The sequence below is a fragment of the Allobosea sp. CCNWLY174 genome, from assembly GCF_037120455.1.
In the GTDB taxonomy this organism is placed as follows: Bacteria; Pseudomonadota; Alphaproteobacteria; order Rhizobiales; family Beijerinckiaceae; genus Allobosea; species Allobosea lupini.
On the sequence record NZ_JBBBBQ010000007.1, the window covers coordinates 172,150 to 194,514 of the forward strand.

The 22,365-nt window shown below is 67.2% G+C and carries 20 protein-coding genes and 1 tRNA gene; 11 read left to right on the forward strand and 10 right to left on the reverse strand.

Annotation, left to right across the window (positions count from 1 at the left end; all coding sequences use genetic code 11):
• Nucleotides 1–91 precede the first annotated feature (91 nt).
• The 7 genes from V7S63_RS20190 to V7S63_RS20220 form a co-directional block, all read right to left on the reverse strand.
• The gene (locus tag V7S63_RS20190) at nucleotides 92–2,275 is read right to left on the reverse strand and encodes a tetratricopeptide repeat protein (RefSeq protein WP_336531515.1); all 2,184 of its coding nucleotides are present in this window, start codon (nucleotides 2,273–2,275) and stop codon (nucleotides 92–94) included.
• A complete protein-coding gene (locus tag V7S63_RS20195) occupies nucleotides 2,266–3,285 on the reverse strand; it encodes a family 8 glycosyl hydrolase (RefSeq protein ID WP_336531516.1) in 1,020 nt (339 codons plus the stop codon). Before V7S63_RS20195 ends, V7S63_RS20190 begins: the two co-directional genes overlap by 10 nt.
• Nucleotides 3,282–5,738 (reverse strand): cellulose biosynthesis cyclic di-GMP-binding regulatory protein BcsB, encoded by a 2,457-nt coding sequence (locus V7S63_RS20200; RefSeq protein WP_336531517.1) that lies wholly within the window; start codon nucleotides 5,736–5,738, stop codon nucleotides 3,282–3,284. Before V7S63_RS20200 ends, V7S63_RS20195 begins: the two co-directional genes overlap by 4 nt.
• On the reverse strand, nucleotides 5,735–7,918 hold the full coding sequence (gene bcsA / locus V7S63_RS20205) for a UDP-forming cellulose synthase catalytic subunit (RefSeq protein ID WP_336531518.1): 2,184 nt from the start codon (nucleotides 7,916–7,918) through the stop codon (nucleotides 5,735–5,737). Before bcsA ends, V7S63_RS20200 begins: the two co-directional genes overlap by 4 nt.
• 22 nt (nucleotides 7,919–7,940) lie before the next feature.
• Nucleotides 7,941–8,717 (reverse strand): cellulose biosynthesis protein BcsN, encoded by a 777-nt coding sequence (gene bcsN, locus V7S63_RS20210; protein ID WP_336531519.1) that lies wholly within the window; start codon nucleotides 8,715–8,717, stop codon nucleotides 7,941–7,943.
• Between the two features lie 461 nt (nucleotides 8,718–9,178).
• A complete protein-coding gene (locus V7S63_RS20215; RefSeq protein WP_336531520.1) occupies nucleotides 9,179–9,709 on the reverse strand; it encodes a disulfide bond formation protein B in 531 nt (176 codons plus the stop codon).
• An 8-nt stretch (nucleotides 9,710–9,717) separates the two neighbouring features.
• A complete protein-coding gene (locus V7S63_RS20220) occupies nucleotides 9,718–10,329 on the reverse strand; it encodes a YqaA family protein (RefSeq protein WP_326872592.1) in 612 nt (203 codons plus the stop codon).
• A 220-nt stretch (nucleotides 10,330–10,549) separates the two neighbouring features.
• Here V7S63_RS20220 and V7S63_RS20225 point away from each other — a divergent pair.
• The 3 genes from V7S63_RS20225 to V7S63_RS20235 all read left to right on the forward strand — a co-directional run bounded on the left by V7S63_RS20225 (nucleotide 10,550) and on the right by V7S63_RS20235 (nucleotide 11,782).
• Nucleotides 10,550–10,634: transfer RNA gene (locus V7S63_RS20225), tRNA-Leu, on the forward strand.
• Between the two features lie 119 nt (nucleotides 10,635–10,753).
• A complete protein-coding gene (locus V7S63_RS20230; RefSeq protein ID WP_336531521.1) occupies nucleotides 10,754–11,245 on the forward strand; it encodes a DUF3617 domain-containing protein in 492 nt (163 codons plus the stop codon).
• 150 nt (nucleotides 11,246–11,395) lie between these two features.
• Complete coding sequence (locus V7S63_RS20235; protein ID WP_336531522.1) at nucleotides 11,396–11,782, forward strand: DoxX family protein; 387 nt, start codon at nucleotides 11,396–11,398, stop codon at nucleotides 11,780–11,782.
• 5 nt (nucleotides 11,783–11,787) lie between these two features.
• On the opposite strand, the gene V7S63_RS20240 is transcribed toward V7S63_RS20235, so the two are convergent.
• The 3 genes from V7S63_RS20240 to V7S63_RS20250 form a co-directional block, all read right to left on the reverse strand.
• Entirely contained in the window at nucleotides 11,788–12,243 is a 456-nt protein-coding gene (locus V7S63_RS20240; RefSeq protein ID WP_336531523.1) for an RbsD/FucU family protein, read from the reverse strand.
• 129 nt (nucleotides 12,244–12,372) lie between these two features.
• Nucleotides 12,373–13,212, reverse strand: a complete 840-nt coding sequence (locus V7S63_RS20245; protein ID WP_336531524.1) for an amidohydrolase family protein — start codon at nucleotides 13,210–13,212, stop codon at nucleotides 12,373–12,375.
• Nucleotides 13,213–13,216: 4 nt separating this feature from the next.
• Nucleotides 13,217–14,239 carry an aldo/keto reductase gene (locus V7S63_RS20250; protein WP_336531525.1) on the reverse strand — a complete coding sequence of 341 codons (1,023 nt, stop codon included), beginning with the start codon at nucleotides 14,237–14,239 and terminating at the stop codon, nucleotides 13,217–13,219.
• Between the two features lie 184 nt (nucleotides 14,240–14,423).
• Between V7S63_RS20250 and V7S63_RS20255 the strand changes: the two genes are divergently transcribed.
• From V7S63_RS20255 to V7S63_RS20290, 8 genes are all read left to right on the forward strand, one after another.
• Nucleotides 14,424–15,773 (forward strand): ABC transporter substrate-binding protein, encoded by a 1,350-nt coding sequence (locus V7S63_RS20255; protein WP_336531526.1) that lies wholly within the window; start codon nucleotides 14,424–14,426, stop codon nucleotides 15,771–15,773.
• A 139-nt stretch (nucleotides 15,774–15,912) separates the two neighbouring features.
• A complete protein-coding gene (locus V7S63_RS20260) occupies nucleotides 15,913–16,842 on the forward strand; it encodes a carbohydrate ABC transporter permease (protein WP_091832977.1) in 930 nt (309 codons plus the stop codon).
• A complete protein-coding gene (locus V7S63_RS20265) occupies nucleotides 16,842–17,660 on the forward strand; it encodes a carbohydrate ABC transporter permease (protein WP_336531527.1) in 819 nt (272 codons plus the stop codon). Before V7S63_RS20260 ends, V7S63_RS20265 begins: the two co-directional genes overlap by 1 nt.
• Nucleotides 17,661–17,738: 78 nt before the next feature.
• Nucleotides 17,739–18,635 (forward strand): dihydrodipicolinate synthase family protein, encoded by an 897-nt coding sequence (locus V7S63_RS20270; RefSeq protein WP_100962921.1) that lies wholly within the window; start codon nucleotides 17,739–17,741, stop codon nucleotides 18,633–18,635.
• 10 nt (nucleotides 18,636–18,645) lie between these two features.
• Nucleotides 18,646–19,320, forward strand: a complete 675-nt coding sequence (locus tag V7S63_RS20275; RefSeq protein ID WP_091832988.1) for a GntR family transcriptional regulator — start codon at nucleotides 18,646–18,648, stop codon at nucleotides 19,318–19,320.
• A 78-nt stretch (nucleotides 19,321–19,398) separates the two neighbouring features.
• Complete coding sequence (locus V7S63_RS20280; RefSeq protein ID WP_336531528.1) at nucleotides 19,399–20,391, forward strand: sialic acid TRAP transporter substrate-binding protein SiaP; 993 nt, start codon at nucleotides 19,399–19,401, stop codon at nucleotides 20,389–20,391.
• Nucleotides 20,392–20,581: 190 nt separating this feature from the next.
• Nucleotides 20,582–21,079 carry a TRAP transporter small permease gene (locus V7S63_RS20285; protein WP_336531529.1) on the forward strand — a complete coding sequence of 166 codons (498 nt, stop codon included), beginning with the start codon at nucleotides 20,582–20,584 and terminating at the stop codon, nucleotides 21,077–21,079.
• Between the two features lie 8 nt (nucleotides 21,080–21,087).
• The gene (locus tag V7S63_RS20290; protein ID WP_336531530.1) at nucleotides 21,088–22,362 is read left to right on the forward strand and encodes a TRAP transporter large permease; all 1,275 of its coding nucleotides are present in this window, start codon (nucleotides 21,088–21,090) and stop codon (nucleotides 22,360–22,362) included.
• Nucleotides 22,363–22,365: the final 3 nt, after the last annotated feature.

Below are 22,365 nucleotides of genomic sequence, written 5' to 3' on the forward strand. Positions count from 1 at the left end.
CCAAGTCGAAATCGGGGATGAGGTATTCTGCAGGGTTATGGCGAGGCGTGCGCTCGCTGCACCATCGCCAGGCCACGAAGCGGGCTGGAGTTCAGTAGCGATTGCGCTGGGTGATGTCGCGGATCGCGGTCAGGCCGGACATCGCCTGTGGCGAGCCATTGGCGCGGTAGAGCGCCTGGAAGACCTGTGCGGCATCGTCGAAGCGGCCGAGATTGAAATAGGACCAGCCGCGCATCAGCATCAGGTCGGTGCTCTCGGAGGCATAGCGCGCCCGTTCGCCGAGCGTGATCAGCGCACCGTTGAAGTCCTTGGCATCGTACTGGGCATAGAAGCGTTCGGAGAGCAGCAGGCTCTGCAGCTCCTTGCGACGTGCCGGGGGCAGGTTGGAGCTGGCGGCCGCGGCGCCCGCCTCCGCCGTCAGTCCCTGCTGCAGCTTCGCATAGGCCTTGCCCGCGGCGGCATCCGCGGCGATCTGGGCATTGCCGCTGCGCTGGGCGGCGTCGAAGGCTTCGGCCGCGGCGGCCGGCCGCTTCAGGTTGAGCAGGCACCAGCCGCGCTGCAGCGCCGCCGCCCCGCTGGCGCCCGCGCCGCAGGAGCCGCTGCGCGGGCGCTCGGCTGCCGGGCGCCGCGTCGCCGTCGCAGCGGCAATGTCGTCTTCGTGACGCATCGCCGGCGCGGGCTCGGCCCGAACGACGCGGCGTGGCGCCCGCTCTGCTGGCTCGGGTATCTGGGCTGTCCGCGCGGTCGGGGTTGTTTCCGGGAGCGGTCGGACTTCCCGCTCCTGCGCTGGGGAGCGCCTGCGCGCCGGGTTCAGCAGATCGGCGATGCGCGGCGAGCGATTGCGCCATTCGGCGATGATGGCACGCACTCCGGCCAGGTCGCGCAGGCGCTGATGAACCAAAGCGAGCCCATAGGCGGCCGGTTCGTAATTGCGATCCCAGGAGAGGGCGGTCTCGAACCAGGTTTCGGCCGGGGCGATCTGGCCGGAATTATAGGCGTACCAGCCGAGCCCGGCGCCGCCTGGCGCATAGCGATCGACGCCGACCGTCTTGGCGATACGCTCGACGACGGCGCGCTCGAGCCGCGGCGCCGGCTCCTGCGCGATCAGCGCGGTCGCGACATCGAGATAGGCCTTTCGGTTGGCCGCGCCGGCGTCGAGCCATTGCGCACCGAGCGTCTCCGCCTCCTGGTACTTCTGCTGGGCGCCGAGGGCGAGCACGGCGCCTTCCGCCGCCTTGGCGCCCCCATTGCGCGCCAGCGCAGTCTGGAACCAGGTCACGGCCTTGGCCGCGTCGTTGTGGTGGAAACTGTAGAAGCCGAGCAGGATCGCATCGTCCGGCGTCGTCGCCGCATTGGCGAGCGTCTCGATGCGGCGGAGCTCCTCGGGCGTCGCGGTCAGAGCCGGCTCTTCCGCGGCCTTGCCGATACGGCGCCGCGCGATCTCGTCGCGAATGCTCGAGAACTCGCTCTGCTTCTCCTGCGCCAGCAAGGGACCGACCAACGCCTCGGGCAGGCTGGCGAGCGCCTTCTGCATGGTGCCGACCCGCTCGGCCGGGGTGGTGCAGTTGGTCAGCACATAGGCATAGGCGTCGCGCGCGCGCTCGGGCGCGCCGGTCTGGACGAAGGCCTCGGCCACGCGCCAGAGCGCGTCGACATTGGTGCAGGTGAGCAGCGCCGGAATCTCGGTGCCGATCCTGATCACCTGCTCCCATTGCCTGGCGTTGGAGGCATTGACCAGGCGCAGACCGGCCTCGGCCCGGTCGAGCTGGGCGAGGAGATCGGCCGGAGCCTGCCAGGTCGCATCGGTGCTGCTGCGCTGGGCGATTGCCGCGCGCGCCTCGCCGAACTTGCCCTCGGCGAACAGCTTCCAGACTCGCTCCAGCTCGGGATCGCCGGCCGGCAGTGGCGAATTCAGATCGGTCGGCGGCTTCCATTCCGGATAGAGCGCGCGCAGCCTGGCAAGTTCCGCCTCGTAACGGCGAGTGTCGCCCTGGCTGGCGAAATAGCGCAATGCCGTCTCATCGACCTTCTGCGCTGGCCCGGGTGGCGGTGCCGGCCGCCCCGGCGCTGCAGGAGCTTGAGCCAGTTCGGTCTCCAACTGACCCGCAGGGGCCGGTTGCGACGGCGGCGTCGGCTCGATCTGCGTCTCGGCCTGCGCCTGGCGCACGGCCGGCACAGATGCCGCCGGCCAGCTGAGGTCATGGCCATAGCGGCCCAGCCCGTAGAAGGCGGCGCTCGAGGCTGCGACGGCGATCAGCACGGATTTCACATGCATTGCGGATACCTCTCGCTGAGCATCGAGAGAGCAAGCAGATGCAGGGTCGACGGATAGTAGAGCGTCGGCTGGAAGGTCTTGAGCTCGGCCGGGATCGGCGTGCGGTCTAGCGCACAGGCCATCGCGGCGTTCAGGATGCGATAGCCGGCATCGGGCAGCGGCTCGGCCACCTTGCCGCTCGGCACGTCGATCACCGCCGTGCCATTGGCCCAGGCCTGGCGGAAAGGTTCGAGGCGCTGCTTGTCGGCAAGGCCGGCCCGCAGGAGATAGAGCGGGATGCGCAGCGCGTTATAGCCGAACTGCGGCGGGAAGCCGCCGGCGGGCTTCGGCTCGCCCTTGAGCGAGAGCCAGTCGGCCGCCGGGATCTTCCGCCTGGCGAGCTCGTCCAGCAGCTTCAGTCCGCTGGCCTGTACCTGCAGCCAGCTCTGATCGCCGGTGAGGCGGGCGAGGATGGGGAAGCTCTCGAACACCCAGTACGACGGGTTTATCACCGGCCCGTCCGGTCGCTCCTGCTCCGAGAAGCCCTTCGCCGCAGGCATCAGCCAGGTTTCGCCGCCACGCTTCAGGAGTGCAACCTTGGCCAATGACCGGGCGATCTGGCGGGCCGCGGTGGTGTAGGCTGGCATTGACCAGCGCGTCCCGGCGCAGGCGAGGGCATCTGCGATCAGGAGGTCGCCGTCGCTGGCGTTGTTGATGTCGCTGATGCGCGGCGTGGCCTTCGGGTCCCAGCGCCAGGCCGCCAGGCCGTCGTCACGGATCAGGAATTCAGTCCGGGTGAAGGAAAGGATGCTGGCGAAGCTGCCGCGATCGCCGGCGAGGCAGGCCAGCAGCAGCCCATAGCCCTGGCTTTCGCTGTGGCTGATGCCGCCATTGGCGTCATCGACGACGCGGCCCTCGGCGGTGACGAATTTCTGCCGGTAGAGCTCCCAGGCGCCGGCGGGGAGGGCAGCCTGAGCGCCGGAGGTCAGGCTGAGCAGCATGGCGGTCAGGGTTGCGCGAAGCCGTTTCATGAACGCCTCCCCAGCCGGCCGAGCATCAGAAAGGTTCCGATGCCGAGTCCGATGCAGGCTCCCAGCAGGGTCAACGCATAGATGCCGATATTGCTCGACATCCAGTTGGCGAAGACGAGGCGCATATTGGCCAGGCTGAACGCCCGGGTCATGACGAACGTCGTGCTGTCCGCCGAGAGGATGTGGTTGTCCTGCCCGCTGCGGAAGGCCGTGAGCTTGCCGGCCATCCCGGCCCAGTTGCCGGGGGTGACGAGCCTGTCGACGGTCTTCTCCAGTGCCTCTTCCTGGCGCACGACGAAGGCGGTCCAGACCTGGCGCGTATCGGGGTCTGTCGCTTGGGCGGCGATCAACTCGGCCCCTTCCGCCGGCTCATAGAGCGTTGGTGCGCGTGTGGGTGAGCGCAGTTGCGCGAAGGACAGATCGAAGGTCCGCTGCAGCCATCGGTCGAAGCTGATGAAATAGCGTGCGAGGGGACCGCCGAACGAGCCACGCCAGCGATCGCGGGTCGCCTCGGTGCTCGGTGCGACGCCGCCGGAATCTTCGGGCGTCGTCTGCCGCCCCTGGAACCGGTTGATCACCGCGTCGAACACGGCCGTGCCTTCGGTTTCCGGCACGAGGACGACGGCATCGGCGCGCTGCGGCCAGGTGTTGCGGACGTTGTCGGCGATGCCGACGCGCGGCAGCAATCCGGCGGGCAATTGGCCGGCGGCGCCGACGATCAGGGCGGGGCGGTTGCCGATGGCGGCGGCGCTGCCGATGACATCGACCGGGAACGGCCGGTCGGCGCGCTGGGCGAGCCTTGCGAGCAGCGTCGCGGCGGCGCCCAGATTGGGAACGTCCAGGCGGCCGACGAGCAGGGCGATCTGGGAGGTGATCGAATAGGGGAAACCGGTTCCCGCTACGGCCGCCAGATTCGGGCTGACGCCGATCTTGGCGAAGTTCGGGATCGCCAGGGCCGTGGTGTCGAACAGCGCGAAGCGGTTCTTGCCGGGCAATGTCGCGCCCGGCCCGCAGGCGAGGTCGGACCTGGCTGGCGTCACCGCCTCGAGCCAGATCTCATTGATGCCGGGCCGGAAATGCCTGAGCGGTATCGTGATCGGGGTTTGCTGGAAGAGGCCCCCGCTCGTCGTATTGAGCGGGACGGTCGCCGCGACGTTGCCGTTGACGAAGATCTCGATATGGCTGTCGCCCGGCAGAACCTCGGAATAGGCGCCGTCGAGATAGAGCGTGGCCTCGCCATAGGCGTTGGCGTAGAAATCGCCCGGCATCGCGAGGATGGCGCGCACGCGCATGCGCCGTCCCGAGGATTCCTGCGTCGGAACGCCGAGTTCCGAGAAGCGCAGCACCTGACTGTCGGAGACGAACGGCGCGTCGGGGACATGCCAGCTCGCCGTGGCCATCGTCTTGCGGTTGATGTTGGTCGGCCGGGAGACCGGCCCGGTCAGGAGCCTGGCGATGGTGGCCTCGAGATCCTGCCAGCTCTCGCCGGTGACGAGCAGGGCGGCAGGTCCGAGCTTCGGGTGCGTGGTGAAGCCGACGAAGCTGCCGACGCCAGCCTCCGCCGGCAAAGTGCCGATGAGGTCGCGCAGTTCCTTGCCCGTCCCGAGCAGCACGGTCAGCATGCCCGGGCGGACCCTGTCGGGCAGTTTCTCGGAGATTCGAATGGCTGCCTGACTGTAGCGGCCGCGTAGCGCAACGCCTTGAGCCACGGCAAGAATGCTGTTCGCGGCAACGGCGCTCGCTGCGCTCGGCGCGACGATCTGGATCGTTGTCTGTCCGGTCTCGTCGGCGCCGACGGCTGGCAGGTCGTCGATGCTGCGTAGCCGCGATTGCTGCGCCGGATTCCTGAAGCTGAGCCGCGTGCCGGCGCCGTCGATGCGCGTCCACAACTCATAGGTTGAGGCGATCGTGCAATCGGTGCGATGGCGCTGCACCGCTTCGAAGCGGATCGTGTTCTGGCCGGGCCGGAGAAGCCCTTTGCGGATCGCGGTGGAGGTTCGCTTCAGGCGATCGGAGGAGGCGATCGGCGCTTCCATGATGCGCTCGCCATTGATGCGCACTGTCAGGCGCGAGGCCTCCGGCATCACGACCAGCGCATTCTGGAAGGCGATGTCGAGATTGAGGTCGGCGCCGGCCTCGTCCTGGGTCAGGTAGAAGGCCCAGCTGCGTGCATCGCCTTCGCCTTCGAGCATGACGCGGGCGGCCGGCAGCAGCGGCTTGAAGGCGAAGCTGGCGGGAATGGCGGGCGTTGCTGCTGCCGGTGCCGGCTCTGCCTGCGGTTTGGGTTCCGCCGGGCGGGCGGCCGCAGGTTGCTGGGCAGGTGGGGCGATCATGAACGGCGCCGGCTCGTTCGGCGGCGTCGGTTGGGCCTCCTGCGCCCAGGGCGCTGAGCCCGTGTTCAGGATCGGAAGAGCTGCCGCCGCGGCCAATATGGGCAGGAGGCGCGTCCTCATTCCGCCGCTCCCCGCGTCGGATTGGAACGGGCAAAGCGGGCGAGGCCGAAGAAATAGGACAGGCCGCGGCTGGTCTGGAACACGGCGAGGCGCAGGAAGCGCAAGGTGCCGTAGATCACGCCCATGTTCTGGCGCCGCGCCTTCTGGAAGCTGCTCCAGATCCCGGCATCCGAGAAGGCGAGGTCCGCGATGATGCGGCTGTGCAGCGGCTCGCTCGGCTCGTAGCGGCAGCCGAGCACCAGGCCTTTTGCGTCGGGAGCGAGGCGCACGACGCGTACGGGCAGGGTGCCCGCCGGCATCGCGATCGACGTTTCGAACGCGATCTCGCCGATGCTGTTCACTGGCAGCCTGTCGAACTCCTTGGAAAGCACCCGGATGGCGACGCCGTCGACGGAGACGTTCTCGGTGACAACGGGCGCTGTCTTGCCATCGATGCTGATTTGCCCGCGGCGCTTGACCGGGAAACGCCGGGCGCCGCGGCCTTCCGGCCGCTCCGAGACCACGCCGAGGGCGCAGCCCGCCATCAGCAGGTTGAGGATGTTCCAGAGCCCGACCACGAGGGTGGTGTCGGCATTGTAGGGCTGGGTGATGATGCGCCAATAGGTGGCGACGACGCCGAGCGCCAGCACGGCAAAGATGATGAAGAAGGGCAGGCCGAGCTCGGAGACACGACGCGTTCCGAGCTCCTCGCTCTTGGCGGTGACCTTGAAAGTCGGCTTGCCGGGATTGAGGATGACCGAGATCACTGCCGGCAACAGGTAGACCGACTGGATGAATTCGTAGAGCTCGGAGATCCAGGGCCAGCGATAGCGGCCATAGAGATAGTTCTGCATCATCAGGTTCACCGCCATGTAGCTGAACACGTAGGCGATGAACTCGGCGCCCGAGGCGGTGAAGATCTCCAGCCCGAAGAACAGGTAGAACAGCGGCGCCACCAGGAAGGTCAGGCGCACGAAGGGGAACAGCCAGAACAGGGCCGAGGACGAGTAGCACAGGCGCTGCGGCAGCGAGAGGCCGCTTTTCAGCATCGGGCGGTGGTAGATCAGGATCTGCATCATGCCCTGCGCCCAGCGCGAGCGCTGGCCGATGAAGCTCGCGAAGGTCGCCGGCTGGAGCCCGGCGATCAGCGGCTTGTCGACATAGATGCTGTTCCAGCCGGTGGCGTGCAGGGTGATCGCGGTCTCGGCATCCTCGGTGATGCTGCGGCCTGAGAAGCCGCTGGTCGTCTGCAGGGCCGTGCGGCGCAGCACCGCGGCCGAGCCGCAGAAGAACGAGGCGTTCCACTTGTCGAGACCGCGCTGGATGATGCCGTAGAACATCTCGTTCTCGGACGGCATCGCCTTGAAGGTCTTGAGATTGCGCTCGAGCGGATCGGGATTGATGAAGAAGTGCGGGGTCTGGACGAGGAACAGCTTCGGATCCTCGCCGAAATAGCCGATCGTCTCGGTCAGGAAATTGCGCGCCGGCGCATGGTCGGCGTCGAAGACGACGACGAGGTCGCCGCTGGAATTGGCGAGGCCGTTGTTGAGGTTGCCGGCCTTGGCGCTAATGTTGCGCTCGCGCGTCAGATAGGTGCAGCCGAGCCCGGCGCAGAGCTTCTGCAATTGCGCCCGGCGTTCCCGCGCGGCGCTGGCCGCGACGAAATTGTCGGCATTGCATTTCTCGTCGGTGCCGCCATCGTCGAGCAGATAGACGGTGAGACGATCCGCCGGATAATCCATGGCGAGCGCGGCCGAGAGCGTCGTCGCCAGGAGTTCGGGCTCCTCGTTGTAGGACGGCACGAAGACATCGACGCTCGGAGCGTCGGCTGGGATGGGCGGCGCGCTCGTGCGTCGCGGCAGCGGCATCGCCACGACGAACAGGCTGAGAAACAGCATGCCGATGTTGTAGAGCTCGGCGAGATAGAGGATCAGCCCGGGGATGAAATCCTCGAGCTGGTTCACCGGCGGCAACGTGCTCGTCGTGCGCCAGTAGATGTAGCGCAAGACCATCGCCGTGCCGAGGCCGAGCGCGATCAACCGCCAGACGCCGTAGGGGCGCAGGAATTTGAGCAGGATCATCGCCCCCACCACGATCGTCCCGGCGATCAGATGCGCCTGCAGGCTGATCGGCAGCGTAATCAGCGCCACGACCACTGCCGTGGCGATCGCCCAGAAGAAGACGTAGATCGCGGTTCGCATCGGCTCTCGGCGCGCTCGGCTCTCAGGGTGTCGTGGGCGGCGGTGGAACGGTCGGGTATCCTGCCAGCGGCCTGTCCGGGACAGGCTGCGTTTCCGGGAGACGCTCGGCTTCGATCCGGGGCTGCCTTGCCGGTCGCGTACGGGCAACCCGCCGAGGGGCCGGCGTGTCGTCGGTCGAGGCCTGCGGCAGCGGGTAAATCGGCGCGCCCGCCTGGCCGAGGCCGGGTGCGGGCGCCGGCGCATCCCCTGCCGGGCCCCAGCCGCTGCGTCGCAAGGAGGCGTTGAGCGAATAGTCATAGGCGAGACGCAGCAGCGCGGCTTCGCGCGCCTTGGGGTCGCAGATGCGCATGCGGACCGAGACCGCGCCCGATTTCGGCCGGAAGATGCTGTCGCCATCGGCGATGCGCTGCCAGGCGTAGAGGCAGGCCTCGCCGCCGGTGCCACGGCCGAAGGCGTAGCCGAACGGCCCGTACTTGTTCTGGACGAAGACGGCGGAGGGCGCCATGGCGACGCCCGGCAGGCGCTCCTCCATGTCCTGCGCGACGGAAAAGTCGTCGATCCCCGGCAGCTTGAGCAGGTTGCCCTCGACGCCGGCACTATCCGGCAGATCGGCCGCTGTGAAGAAGGCGACCTCGATCCTGTTCTCGCCGGGCGTTTGGCCGCGCGTCGCCAGCGAGATCGTCTGCGCGATCGCATTCTCATAGGTGCGCTGGGTGATACCGATCACCGGCTGGCTGCCCGGCGGCAGCACGATCATCGCCCGGCCCGGGTCGACGGAGAGCGAGCGCGTCGCCGTCACCAGTTCCGAATCGGCAAGTCTCTGCTCGCCGCATCCAGCTATGGCCAGGCACAGGCCAACGGTCGCGACAGATATCGCCGCGCGCTTCCGTGGCGGATGGCGCCGCGCGGAACGTATGGCTGGACCCTGTCCTGCGACGTTCATCGGCGCGCCGGTCCATGTCTGGTCGGCATCGTCATATGGTGACCATCGATTAATACAGGTTAACGCGAGCCTACCGTCCGCTGCGCATCAACAATGCGGTCCGAGCATCTGAATCCTGTCGGCAATACAGATGATTCGCGCGGCTATTCCAACCGCTGATCGTACGAGATCGTCGCACGGCGATCCGCCGACGCTCTTCCGGCGACCGAAAAAATCGAGGCAGGACGCGACCTTTAGGCGGGAAAACGGCTGCCCTGCAGTTTGCTGGGGATGACGGCGTCCGGTCGCCGGGGCCTTGACGAGATCGTTGGGCCGACTCAGGCCGGCGATCGATCCGGGCGTTGCACAGCATTCCTCAGTCCCAGCAGGGCGACGGCCAGCAGCCCGAGGGAGGCGAGCGCATTCCAGCCGGCGAGGGAGAGGCCAAGGAAACGCCAGGCGGCCTCCGTGCAGGAGACGATCCGGGTCGTCTGCAGCTGCTTCATCAGGTCCTGGACGCCGGCGGCCGCCGGGGCGGGTGTGCCGCCACAATCGTTCGGACCGGCGAAAATCCCCCACTCCACGCCGGCGTGATAGACACCGAGCCCGGTGCTCCAGGCCATCAGCAGGGCGAGGACGATCAGCACCGCGATCTGCAGCCGGCGCGAGCGGGCGAAGATCAGTGCGAGCGTCGTGAGGCCGATCACGGCGTAATGCGGCGCCCGCTGTTCGAGGCAGAGCTTGCAAGGGCGCAGGTGCAGGACGAGCTCGAAGAACCAGGCACCCCCGATCAAAGCGAGGCTCACCAGGCCGATCAGTGCGATCAGGCGGCGGGGATCGGCGAGGAGGCGCGAGGCAGGGCCGGTCATGGCGACACTCAGCAGGAGAGGAGCTGGCCCGAGCCTGTCAGCAGCTTGAGGCCGAAATAGAGCAGGATCAGGAGGGCGGCACCGCCGAGCGCGATCAGCTTCAGCCGCTTCTCGATGAAGTGGCGGATCGTCTCGCCATAGCGGCGCAGCAGGAAGGCGAGGGCGAAGAAGCGGGCGCCGCGGGCGATGACGCAGGACAGCACGAAGAAGCCGAGCCCGATATGGACGGCGCCGGCCAGGATCGTTACCACCTTGATCGGCGGCAGATGTGCCAGGCCCGAGGTGGTGAGCAGCAGCAGAGTCATGTCCGGGGTGGCACAGGCGCGCAGTTGCTCGAAGGCGCCGAGCTTGCCGTAGAAGGCGAGCACCGGCCGCGCCAGCGCGTCGAAGGCGTAATAGCCGAGCGCATAGCCGGCGATGCCGCCGAGCGTCGAGAACACCGTCGCGATCAAGGCGAGGCGATAGGCCCGCTGCGGCTTGGCCAGCGCCATCGGCACGAACAGCACGTCGGCCGGGATCAGGAAGAAGGAGCTCTCGATGAAGGCGACGACGGCGAGCCAGACCTGCGCGCTGCGGCGGGCGGCAAGCGAGAGCGTCCAGAGATAGAGGCGTTCGAACATCGCCGGCCCTTAGAGCATCGGACCGAAAAACGGAAACCGCTTTTCGGAGGCAATCCGATGCATGACAAAGTGATACATCGCCATTTCGCGTCCGAAAGGACGCACGGCGATCTAGCGGGCGCCGGGCCTTCCGTCCATGGCCGCGACGTCGTTGGAAAAGCCGTTCACGCGAGATTGACCGGCCTTCGGCTATCGCTATAGTCCGCCCCGCCTGAAAAGGGCCCCTGTGGCGGAATTGGTAGACGCGCTCGACTCAAAATCGAGTTCCGCAAGGAGTGCTGGTTCGATCCCGGCCAGGGGCACCATTGTCGACGGCAGCTTGCCGGCTGCTCGATGCGCTAGGCCCGCCGCCCTAAAATCGCCTCTCGCTGCCGCTCTGTCTTGCCGCCGAATCGATCCTTACGGGCAGCCGAGGAGTCTCAGCATGAGGGCAATTGCCATCACCGTCGCAGCCAGCATTCTCGGGGCCGTTCCGGCGTTCGCCGACGAGCTTCCGCAGCGCAAGCCGGGTCTCTGGGAAAGCAAGTCGACGAGTGCCGAGGGCGAGACCAGCGCCAAGCAATGTGTCGGTGCTGGCACTGACCGCGCCATGGTTGGCGGCATGGCAGGCGCCGCCTGCTCGAAGATGGAGGTTACGAAGACCGCGACCGGCTACGCGGTTGCGACCGAGTGCGCGATCGGCCAGATCAAGGCGGTCGGTAGCAGTACCGTCACCGGTGACTTCCAGGCGACCGTGCGCACCGAAGGCACCACCACGCTCACCGGCATGCCTGGACAGGTCGGGCCGGTCGAGCGCAAGCTCGTGGTCGAGGCCAAGCGTGTGGGCGATTGCGGACCGGGCCAGAAGCCTGGCGACATCATCATGCCAGACGGCAAGGTCATCTCGCTGCCGGGAGCGGCCGGCGCGAAGCCCTAGCTCCCGTTGCCGGCCGAAACGATAACTCGCATTCGCCGAACAAAAAATTCGGCTGGCATGTCACATCTCGCCGAGCCGGTTCGTCCTGCTGGAGAGCGCTGCAGCGGCCATGCCGTCCTGTGAAGCGCGCTTCACCGGACGAGGACGGACATGGCAACGGACATCATTCTGGCTGGCGCAGAGAGCGCCGCCGTCGCCGGGCGGCTGCTTCTGGGCGGAGCCTTCGCCTTCGCCGGCCTGCGCAATATCGTCAACAGGAGCCTGCTGGCGAGCCTGATCGGCGCGCGCCGCGTGCCGTTGCCGGCCGTCACCCTGTGGCTCGGCATCGTCTTGCAGATCATCGCCGGGCTGATGATCGTCTGTGGCATCAAGGTCTCGCTGGCCGCGCTGATGCTGCTCGCCTTCCTGGTGGTGGCGACGCCGATGTTCAACAATTTCTGGGATCATCAGGGCCTGGACCGGGCCAACCGCATCAACGGCTTCGTCGCCAATATCGCAATCGCCGGCGGCATCCTCGGCCTGATCGGCCAGGCCTGAGCCGCTCAGCCGGGCTCGCCGGCGATCACGCCTTTGCGGAACAGGAAGCAGCCATAGGGGCGGGGATCGCCGACCTGCACCACCGCGAAGGCCTGCTTGGCCGCTTCGTAGAAGGCGAAGCGCTCGATGCCGGCGAGCGGCTCGGGGCGGCCGAGCACCCGGTCGAGCTCGGCCTGGACCTGGCGCTGCACTTCGGGGACCGCTGCGGCATCGCCGACCACCAGCATGCGCCGTGCCGGCTGTGGCTCGAAATCGTCGATCGGCAGCACCGAGAGGATGGCGCGCGCTGCCCGCGCCATGGAAAGACCGGGCAGGCGCACCAGCCGACCGCTGGTGGTGGCCCGGGCGATCTTTTCGGCTGGGTGGTTGGCGTCGACCAGGGCGAGGTCATCGCCATGGCCCATCGCCGCGAGCACCCAGAGCAGGTCGGCGGAGAGGACCGGGTCGATATTCTTCAGCATGTGACTGTCACCCTCGGTACGCTTCACCGTCGTTGCGAGCGCAGCGAAGCAATCCAGGAAGACTTGGCGCGGCGCCCTGCCGCCCCTGGATTGCTTCGTCGCTGACGCTCCTTGCAATGACGATCAGCATCAGTTGCGTCCGCGCTGCGAGAGATAGAGCTTTGCGGCATTGCCGCCGAAGACGGCAATGCGCCGCGCTTCCGTGAGGCCGGCGAGCAGCGTTTCCGCCGCCTCGACCCATTGCGCATAGGAGGCACGCAGCGTCACCACCGGCCAGTCGCTGCCGAAGATCAAGCGCTCCGGACCGAAGGTCGCTAGCAGGTGCTCGACGACCGGCCGGAGCGTTTCCAGCGTCCAGTCAGGGCCGGCCTCGGTGACCAGCCCGGAGAGCTTGCAGGTCAGGCCGGGGTGCCTCGCGAGGGCGCCGATGCTGTCGCGCCAAGCCGTGAGGTCGCCGCTGACGAGATCTGGCTTGGCGCCATGGTCTATGACGCAAGCGAGATCGGGATGCCGCTCCAATACGGTGAGCATCGCCGCGATATGGCGAGGCTTCAGCAGCGCGTCGAAGACGAGCCCGTTCGCGATCATCGCCTCGAAGGCCGATGTCAGCTCAGGACGCGCCAGCCAGCCGTCGTCAGGGATATCCTGCACCATGGGCCGCAGGCCGACGAGCAGCGGGTCGGCCGCCAAGGTGGCGATACGCTCCGCTGCATCAGGCGCATCGAAATCGGTCCAGCCGACGACGCCGGCGACGAAGGGCGTCTTCTCGGCGATGTCGAGCAGATGGGCGGTCTCGGCCTCGGTCGGCGCCGCCTGCACCAGGATGGAGCGTTCGATGTCGTGGACGGCAAGGAGCGGTGCGAGGTCGGCGGGGCCGAAGTCACGATGGATGACGCCCAGCGCCGGCGTCAGCCAGCTATAATCGCCGCGGGCGAGGCTCCAGAAATGCTGATGGGCGTCGATGCGCATGAGGTTAGACCGGAACCGGGACATCGGCGCCGAGCAGACCTTCTGCCTTCAACTCTGTCCAGAGCGCGCCCGGAACAGGCGCCGCGAGCTCGGCGACCTGATCGGCGACCTCTTCCGGCTTGACGGCGCCCATGACCAGGCTCGCCACCGCCGGGTGGCCGAGCGGGAATTGCAGCGCGGCGCGGCGCAGCGGCACGCCATGGCGGGCGCAGACCGCCTCGATCGCCGCGACGCGGGCGAGGACCGCGGGCGGTGCCGGCTGGTAGTTGTACTTGGCACCGGCGATCGGGCCAGTGGCGAGAATGCCGGAGTTGAAGACGCCGCCGAGCATCAGGCCGATGCCCTTCTCCCGCGCCAGCGGCATGAAGGAGGCGAGCCCCGGCTGTTCCAGAAGAGAATAGCGCCCGGCGAGCAGCATAGTGTCGAAATCGCCGGCGCGGGCGAAGCTCTCGCACATCTCGGCTTCGTTGACGCCGACGCCGATCGCCTTGACCGCACCGGCAGCGCGCAGTGTGTCGAGGGCGCGATAGGCGCCGTCCATCGCCTGGGCAAAGCGGGCGTCGATTGCGTCCTTGCCATGGGTCCAGACGTCGACGTCGTGGATCAGCACGACATCGATGCGGTCGACACCGAGGCGCAGCGCCGACTGTTCCAGCGAGCGCATGGTGCCGTCATGGGAATAGTCGAAGCGCAGGCCGTGCGGCAGGCCGCCGAGATAGCCGGAACCGTTGCCGCGCCCGGCGAAGGGCTCGGCGACGCGGCCGACCTTGGTCGAGATCACCACGTCCTTGCGGCCGGAGCGCCGGAGCGCCGCGCCGATCCGGTGCTCGGAAAGGCCATGGCCATAGAGCGGCGAGGTGTCGATCAGATTGATGCCGGAGGCGAGCGCCGTCTCGACCGTCGCGATCGCGCCGGCTTCGTCGAGATGGGCATAGAGATCGCCGAGCGGTGCACCGCCGAAACCGAGCGTCGTGACCTTCAGGCCGGAGCGGCCGAGCGGTCGAACGGGAAGCGTGGAAGTCGTCATCGAAGCTCGGGTTTACGGTCGTGGTGCATGACTATGTGCACGTCAACATGTTAGCTTGCAACCGCATTCGTTCCGGACTAGCGTGCACACCATTCCGGTAGGCGTGGCCATGCTGAGCTCACCTGCCGGAACCGGATCAAGACGGCCTGAAACGGCCGCGCATTCAGTCCAGGGGAGGACATCCATGACCGAGATCTTGAAGCCCACACGGCGTGGCCTGCTGCGCGGTGCTGCCGCGCTCGGCGCCACCGGCGCCATCGCCTCGCCGCTGGTCCTGCGCGAGGCGCACGCCCAGGCCGCCTTCAACTGGAAGCGCTTCTCCGGCCAGTCTATCGACGTCCTGCTCGTCAAGAACCCGCGCTCGGACCTGTTCCAGGCCGCCGAGAAGGAGTTCACCGAGCTCACCGGCATCAAGGTCTCCTCCGAGCAGGTGCCGGAGCAGCAGCAGCGCCAGAAGGCGGTGATCGAGTTCGCCTCCGGCAAGCCGAGCTTCGACGTCAGCGCGATCTCGCTGCATGTGCAAAAGCGCATGGCCGCCAAGGGCAAATGGTTCGCCGACCTCTCGCCGATGATCAAGGACGCCTCGCTGACCTCGCCCGATTTCAATTTCGAGGATTTCGGCGCCGGCGCCGTGGCCTATGCCCGCCAGGCCGATGGGGCGCTCGATACGCTGCCCTATTTCGTCGACTACTGGATGCTCTACTACAACAAGGAACTGTTCGACGCGAAGGGCGTCGCCTATCCCAAGAGCATGGACGAGATGGCGGTTGCCGCCGCCAAGCTGCACGACCCGGCCAAGGGCGTCGCAGGCTTCGTCTCTCGCGGCCTGAAGAATGCCAATGTCCCGGTCTGGGCCTGCTTGGTGCTCGGCCAGGGCATCGAGACCACCTCGGCCGAGGGCAAGCTCCTGACCGATACGCCCGAGGCGATCTGGGCCGCCGAGCTCTACAAGAAGCTCAACAAGGACACCGGCCCGGTCGGCTCCGTCGGCTTCAACTGGAACGAATGCCAGACGACCTTCATGCAGGGCCGCGCCGCGATGTGGCTCGACGGCATCGGCTTTGCGACACCGCTTGAGGATCCCAGCAAGTCGCGCATCGTCGGCAAGGTCGGCTATGGCGTCACGCCGCCCGGGCCGAAGGCGCATCATGCCGGCATGTTCGGCGACGGCATCGGCATCTCGCGCGGCTCCGCCAAGAAGGAGGCGGCCTGGCTCTATATCCAGTTCATCACCAACAAGGCGCAGCAGCTCGCCATGCTGAAGGCCGGCGCCGGCGCTCCGGCCCGCTCCTCGGCCTATCTCGACACGGCGACGATCGAGGCCTCGAAATTCGGCAAGCAGTATTTCGACTGCCTGCTGAACTCCGCCAAGATCGCCCGGGCCGCGCTGCCGCAGATCGTCCCGGTCACCGAGTTCCGCGACGTCTTCGGGGTGGCGCTGACCAATGCGATCGGCGGCGCCGATGTCGCGGCCGAGCTGAAGAAAGCGACGGAAGCCTTCGCACCGGTGCTGGCCAAGAGCGAGCAGGGCTGAGGCTGGCCGGCCAGCCATGAGACGCGTCATGGTCGGGCCTGTCCCGACCATCCACGTCTTCCTGCGGGCTGGCCTGAGTTCAAGACGTGGATGCTCGCCACAAGGGCGAGCATGACGGCGTGAGTTTCCAGAGCAGATAATGACCAGCACAACCTTGCCAGCCAGTAGCCTGACGAGCCCGGCGCAAGCTCCTGCGGCCGACTCGCGGGATTTCACCCCGCGCTACTGGCTGTTCTCTCTGCCGGCGGTGTTGATCGTCGCCGGCGTGATCGTCTTCCCCTGGCTGTTCACGCTCTATATGTCGACGCAGGACTGGAAGATCGGCGGCGGGCCGGAATTTGTCGGCCTGCAGAACTTCGCCGAGCTCTTCCGCGATGCGCGCTTCATCGAGTCGATGGGGCACACTTTCTACTACACGGTGCTCGCAGTCGTGCTGCCGATCCTGTTCGGCACCGCCGCGGCGCTGGTCTTCCATCGCGAATTCCCGTTCCGTGGGCTGCTGCGCACCATCTTCGTCATGCCGATGATGGCGACGCCGGTCGCGGTCGCGCTGGTCTGGACGATGATGTTCCACCCCCAGCTTGGCGTGCTGAACTACCTGCTCTCGCTCGTCGGAATCGGTCCGCAGGCCTGGGTCTATTCGCCGAACACGGTGATCCCGACGCTGATCCTGGTCGAGGTCTGGCACTGGACGCCGCTGGTCATGCTGATCGTGCTCGGCGGCCTCGCGGGCCTGCCGCGCGAGCCTTACGAATCCGCGCTGATCGACGGCGCCAATGCCTGGCACATGTTCCGGCACATCACGCTGCCGCTGGTCTGGCCGTTCATCATGGTCGCGATCGTGATCCGCACCATCGACGCGCTGAAGGCCTTCGACACGATCTTCGTGATCACCCAGGGCGGCCCCGGGACGGCGTCCGAGACGCTCAACATCTTCCTCTATCTGCAGGCCTTCCAGTTCTACAAGATCGGCTACGCCTCCGCGGTCGTGGTGATCTTCTTCGTGATCATCATCATGCTGTCGCTGCTGCTGCTCTATGCGCGCCAGAAGTCGAAGTGGAACGCGTGATGAGGCGGTTCCTCTCCAAATTCGGCTTCTACGCTTCGGTCTTCGTGCTGGTCTCGCCGGCGGTACTGGTCTTCCTCTGGATGATCTCGCTCTCGCTGAAGAACGAGCTCGACAACACCGCCTTCCCGCCGGTGTTCATCCCGAACCCGCCGACCTTCGCCAACTATCTCGACGTGTTCGAGAAGAACAATTTCGCGCTCTATCTCTGGAACTCGATCCTGGTGACGGGCGGGGCGGTGCTGGTCGGCCTCGCCGTCGGCGTGCCGGCAGGCTACGGCATCGCCCGCGGCAAGGCCCACAAGTTCGCGATCCTGATCCTGGTCGCGCGGATGACGCCGGCGCTGTCCTACCTGATCCCGCTCTTCCTGCTCTTCCAGATCACCGGCCTCGTCGGCACGGTGACGGCGCTGGTGATCACCCATCTCGTCATCACCATCCCGATCATCGTCTGGATCATGATCGGGTACTTCGAGAACGTGCCGATGGAGCTGGAGGACGCCGCCCGCATCGACGGCGCCACCACCTGGCAGGCCTTCCGCCATGTCGCGCTGCCGCTGGCGCGGCCCGGCATTGTCGTCGGCGGCATCCTCGCCTTCATCTTCTCCTGGAACAACTTCATCTTCTCGGTGGTGCTCGGCGGCAAGGCCAGCCGCACGCTCCCGTCCGCCGTCTACAACTCGCTGACCTTCGAGCAGATCTCCTGGGGCCCGCTCGCGGCCGCCGCTCTGCTCGTGACCTTGCCCGTCCTGCTGCTGACAGTCCTCGCCCAGCGCGAGATCGTCGCCGGCCTTTCCGCCGGAGGGCTCAAGGATGGCTGACATCGCTGGCGCCGATCTTGCTGCGCGCCCGACCCCTTCAACGCCTCGATCGCTCATCTCACGGAAAGACACTTTGCAATGGCTCTGAACCCCAACCGCTTCGGCCTCTCCTGCGCCATCACCACGCCGATGCGGGAAGGCGGCGCCATCGACCTGCCGCGGCTCGTCCACCACGCCAGGCATGTCCTCGCCAATGGCTGCGACAGCGTCACACTGTTCGGCACGACCGGCGAAGGCGCGGCGCTCGGCAGCCCGGCCCGCACCGCCATGCTCGGCGCTCTGGTCGGCGCCGGCATCGACCCGGCCAGGCAGATCTATGCCGGCGTCGCCGCCGCCTCGCTGCACGAGGCGGTCGACCAGGCGCAGACCGCGCTCAATGTCGGCGCCAAGGGCCTGCTGGTCGCCCCGCCCTTCTACTTCAAGGGCGTCGGCGATGAGGGGCTCTATGCCTGGTTCTCGCAGTTCTTCGAGAAGCTGGGGAGCTCCGCCCGCGACACCATCCTCTATCACATCCCCTCGGTGACGGCGGTCGAGATCTCGATCGGCCTGGTCGAGCGGCTCAAGAAGGCCTTCCCGGGCATCGTCACCGGCATCAAGGATTCCTCCGGCGACTATGCGACGACGGAAGCCTTCCTGAAGGCGCATGGCGAACTCGCCATCCTGGTCGGCGACGAGCGCCTGCTCGGCCGGGCCGTGCGCAATGGCGCGCAGGGCTCGATCTGCGGCGTCGCCAATCTGGTGCCGCATCTGCTGCGCCCGGTCGTCTACGAGGGCGCCGAGGACGCCACGGTGAACGCGCTCGTCGACGAAATCTGCTCCTATCCGGTGCTGCCGGCGGTCAAGGCGCTGGTCGGCCATCTCCACGGCGACGCCGGCTATGGCCCGATGCGGGCGCCGCTGGTTGCGCTCGACGAAGGCCAGCGCAAGGCGCTGTTCGCCGCCTTCGACCGCATCACCCGCGCCAAGGCGGCCTGAGGAGGACGCGATGAGCCAGTCCGAGCCGGACCGCGACGGCGAGCCGCTGAAGCTCAGGGAGCGGGCTTATGCCAGCTTCACCGAGCGGCTGCTCGCGCGCGAGATCCGGCCGGGCCAGTTCGTCACCCAGCGCGAGCTCGTCGCCATGACGGGCTTCCCGCTCGGGGCGATCCGCGAGCTGATCCCGCGGCTGGAGGCGGAAGGGCTGATCAAGACCGTGCCGCAGCGCGGCATGCAGGTCGCCCATGTCGACCTCAACCTGATCCGCAACGCCTTCCAGTTCCGCCTCTTCCTCGAGAAGGAGGCGACGGCCGCCTATACCCGGACCGCGACCGACGAAGAGATTGCCGAGCAGCGCCGGCGCCACGAGGCGATCATCGGCCGCGCCGAGGCCGGCGGCGACGAGACGCTGATCGAGGATGCCGAGGATGTCGACCGGCTGATGCACGAGGCGATCATCGATCATCTCGACAACGATATCGTCAGCCAGGCCTTCCGCGTCACCTGGCTGAAGATCAGGCTGATCCGGCAATACGAGACGCGGATCCAGAACCATATCCTGATCCCGGTGATGCAGGACCATCTCAAGATCATCGCCGCGATCGAATCGCGCGATCCCGAGGCGGCTGCGGCCGAGATGAGCACCCATATCAACAACGCCCGGACGCGGGCGATGAGCTACTGACCAGCGATCAGGCGCCGATCGAAACCAGGCGCTGGAACGGCGAGCCGGAAAACCGGCCGCTCAGGGAGGAGAGCAACGATGACCAAGCTGACGAAACGTGCCTTTCTCGCCGGCTCGGCTGCAGCCGGCGCCATGATCGCGATGCCGACCGTGCTGCGCGCGCAGGCCACCATGCTGCGCTGGGGCGAGATGCTGCCGACCACGCATCCGCAGGTGCAGATGGTCGACCGGATCGCCAAGGAGGTGAAGGAGAAGACCTCCGGCCGCGTCGACATCCAGTCCTTCCCCGCCGGCCAGCTCGGCTCCGGCAAGGACATGATGGAGTCGGTCGCCTCTGGCGCGCTGACCATGACGACGGACGGCGCCGCGGCGCTCGGCTCGTTCCTGCCGCAGCTCTCGGTGGTCGAGGCGCCCTATCTGTGGCGCGACCCGGCGCATATGGCCAAGGTCGCCAAGGCGCCGGTCTTCACCCAGATGAACGAGGAGCTGATCAAGAAACGCGGCCTGCGCATGGCGGCGGTGACCTATTACGGTAAGCGCCACCTGACCACCGGCTCCAAGGCGGTGAAGAGCGCGGCGGATGTCGCCGGCCTCAAGCTGCGCGTCCCGCCGGTCGACACCTTCCGCGCGATGGTCGAGGCCTGGGGCGCCAAGGCGACGCCGGTCAACTTCAACGAGCTCTATCTGGCGCTGAGCCAGGGCGCGGTCGACGGGCAGGAGAATCCGCTGCCGACCATTCACAGCGCCAAATTGCAGGAGGTGCAGAAACACCTGATCCTGACCGGCCATATCATCACGCCGCGGCTGATCGTCATCAATCAGGACTTCTGGAAGGGGCTGAAGGACGCCGACCGGACGATCCTGGAAGCGGCGATCGCCAACGGCGTCGCCTGGCAGGATGCCGAGCTGGCGAGCCAGGAGGGCAGCCTCGTCGCGACGCTGAAGGCGGCAGGTATGAGCGTCACCGAGCCCGATCTCGAAAGCTTCAGCAAGCCGGTGCTGGCGAGCCTGCCCAAGCAGTTCGAGAGCAAATGGGGCAAGGGCACCTGGGACGCGCTCGCGGCGCTGTGACGGGCGCTTCGACAGGCGTGATAGGCGCAGGGAACCCTTCTCCCGTGTGGGAGAAGGGCAGGGATGAGGGCCTGCCCTCACCGCAGAAGGCGCCGCGGCACCTTCGTACCCCAGCAATCAGCGGCGGTCCCTCACCCCTACCCCTCTCCCATCCGGGAGAGGGGACGCCGCGCCCCCATGGTGGACGCTCATGAAATCCCTCGTCGCCTTCACCGACCGCCTCGTCCGCGCCGCAGCCGTCGGGCTCTTGCTGGCGCTGCTCATCGCGGTCCTGCTCGGCGTCGCCTCGCGCCAGCTCAATGCCCCATTGGCCTGGACCGATGAGCTTGCGCAATACCTTCTCGTCTGGACCGGCTTCACCGGCTGGATCATCGCGGCGAGGCGGCGCTCGCATATCCGCATCACTGTCTTCGCCGACCTGCTGCCGAAGCCGGCCGGGCGGCTGCTGGAACTCGTGACGCAAGGATCGATCATCCTCTTCGCCGCCATCCTGATCCGCTATTCCTTCGGGCTGATCGAGCGGACCTGGGATGTCGACTCGATTGCGCTGCCGGTGTCGAGCGCGGCGCTATACGTGGTGATGCCGCTCGCCGGCCTCGCCCTCATCCTGCAGGCGCTGGCCGAGATCGGCGACGTCCTTGCCGGCCGCAAGGTCGACACCGCTGAACCCGGGACGCAGCCGCTATGAGCACCCTGATGCTGCAGATCCTCCCGGTATGGTTCATCGCCCTGCTGATGGGCGTGCCGCTCTTCGTCTCGATGGGGCTGGCGGCGGCGGCCTTCGCCTTCTTCGGTGGCTTCCCGCTCGGCATCGTGCCGCAGAAGATCGCGCAGTCCGCCAATTCCTTCCCGCTATTGGCGGCCCCGCTCTTCATCCTGATGGGCAACATCATGAATTCGGCGGGGATCACCGACCGGATCTTCGCCTTCGCCACGGCCTGCGTCGGCTGGCTGCGCGGCGGGCTCTGCCACGCCAACATCCTCGCCAGCGTGATCTTCGCCGGCATGTCGGGCTCGGCGGTGGCCGATGCCGGCGGCGTCGGCACGCTCGAGATCAAGGCGATGCAGGACGAGGGCTATGATCCGGAGACGGCAGCGGCGATCACCGCCGCTTCCGCCACGATCGGGCCGATCATCCCGCCCTCCCTGCCGATGGTGATCTATGGCGTTTCGGCAGACGTCTCGATCGGCGGGCTCTTCCTCGCCGGCGTGATCCCTGGCCTGCTCATGGCCGGCGCGCTGATGGCGATGGTGGTCTATGTCGCGAGGAAGCGCGACCTGCCGCGCCATCCCTTTCCCGGCGCGGCGCAGCTCTGGGTCGCCTACAAGGAGGCGCATTGGGCGCTGATGACGCCCGTCATCCTGTTCGGCGGGATGATGGCGGGCATCTTCACGCCCACCGAGGCGGCCGCGGTCGCGACCGCCTATGCGATCGTGCTCGGCCTGTTCGTCTACCGCAGCTTCTCGTTGAACGACCTGCCGGAGCTGGTGGTTCAGACGGTCGAGACCACCGGCGTCGTGCTGGCGCTGGTGATGACGGCGGCGGCGCTCGGCTGGTGCCTGTCGATCTCGCGCATCCCGCAGACGGTCGGGCCGATGCTGGTCGACCTCGCCGGCAATCCGCTGGTCTTCCTGCTGATCGTCAACCTGCTGCTGCTCTTCGTCGGCTGCTTCATGGAAGCGCTGGCGGCGATGCTGATCCTGATCCCGATCCTGACGCCGGCTGCGGCGCAGTTCGGCATCGATCCGATCCAGTTCGGCCTGATCTTCGTGCTCAACCTGATGATCGGCACGATCACGCCGCCGGTCGGCGTGGTGCTCTTCGTCACGTCGAAGATCGCCAAGATCTCCTTCGAGGCGATGTCGCGGGCGATCGTGCCTTGGCTGCTGCCGCTCTTGGCGGTGCTCGCCGCGATCACGCTCTGGCCGCCGCTGACGACCTGGCTGCCCAACCTGGTGCTCGGCAAATGAGAA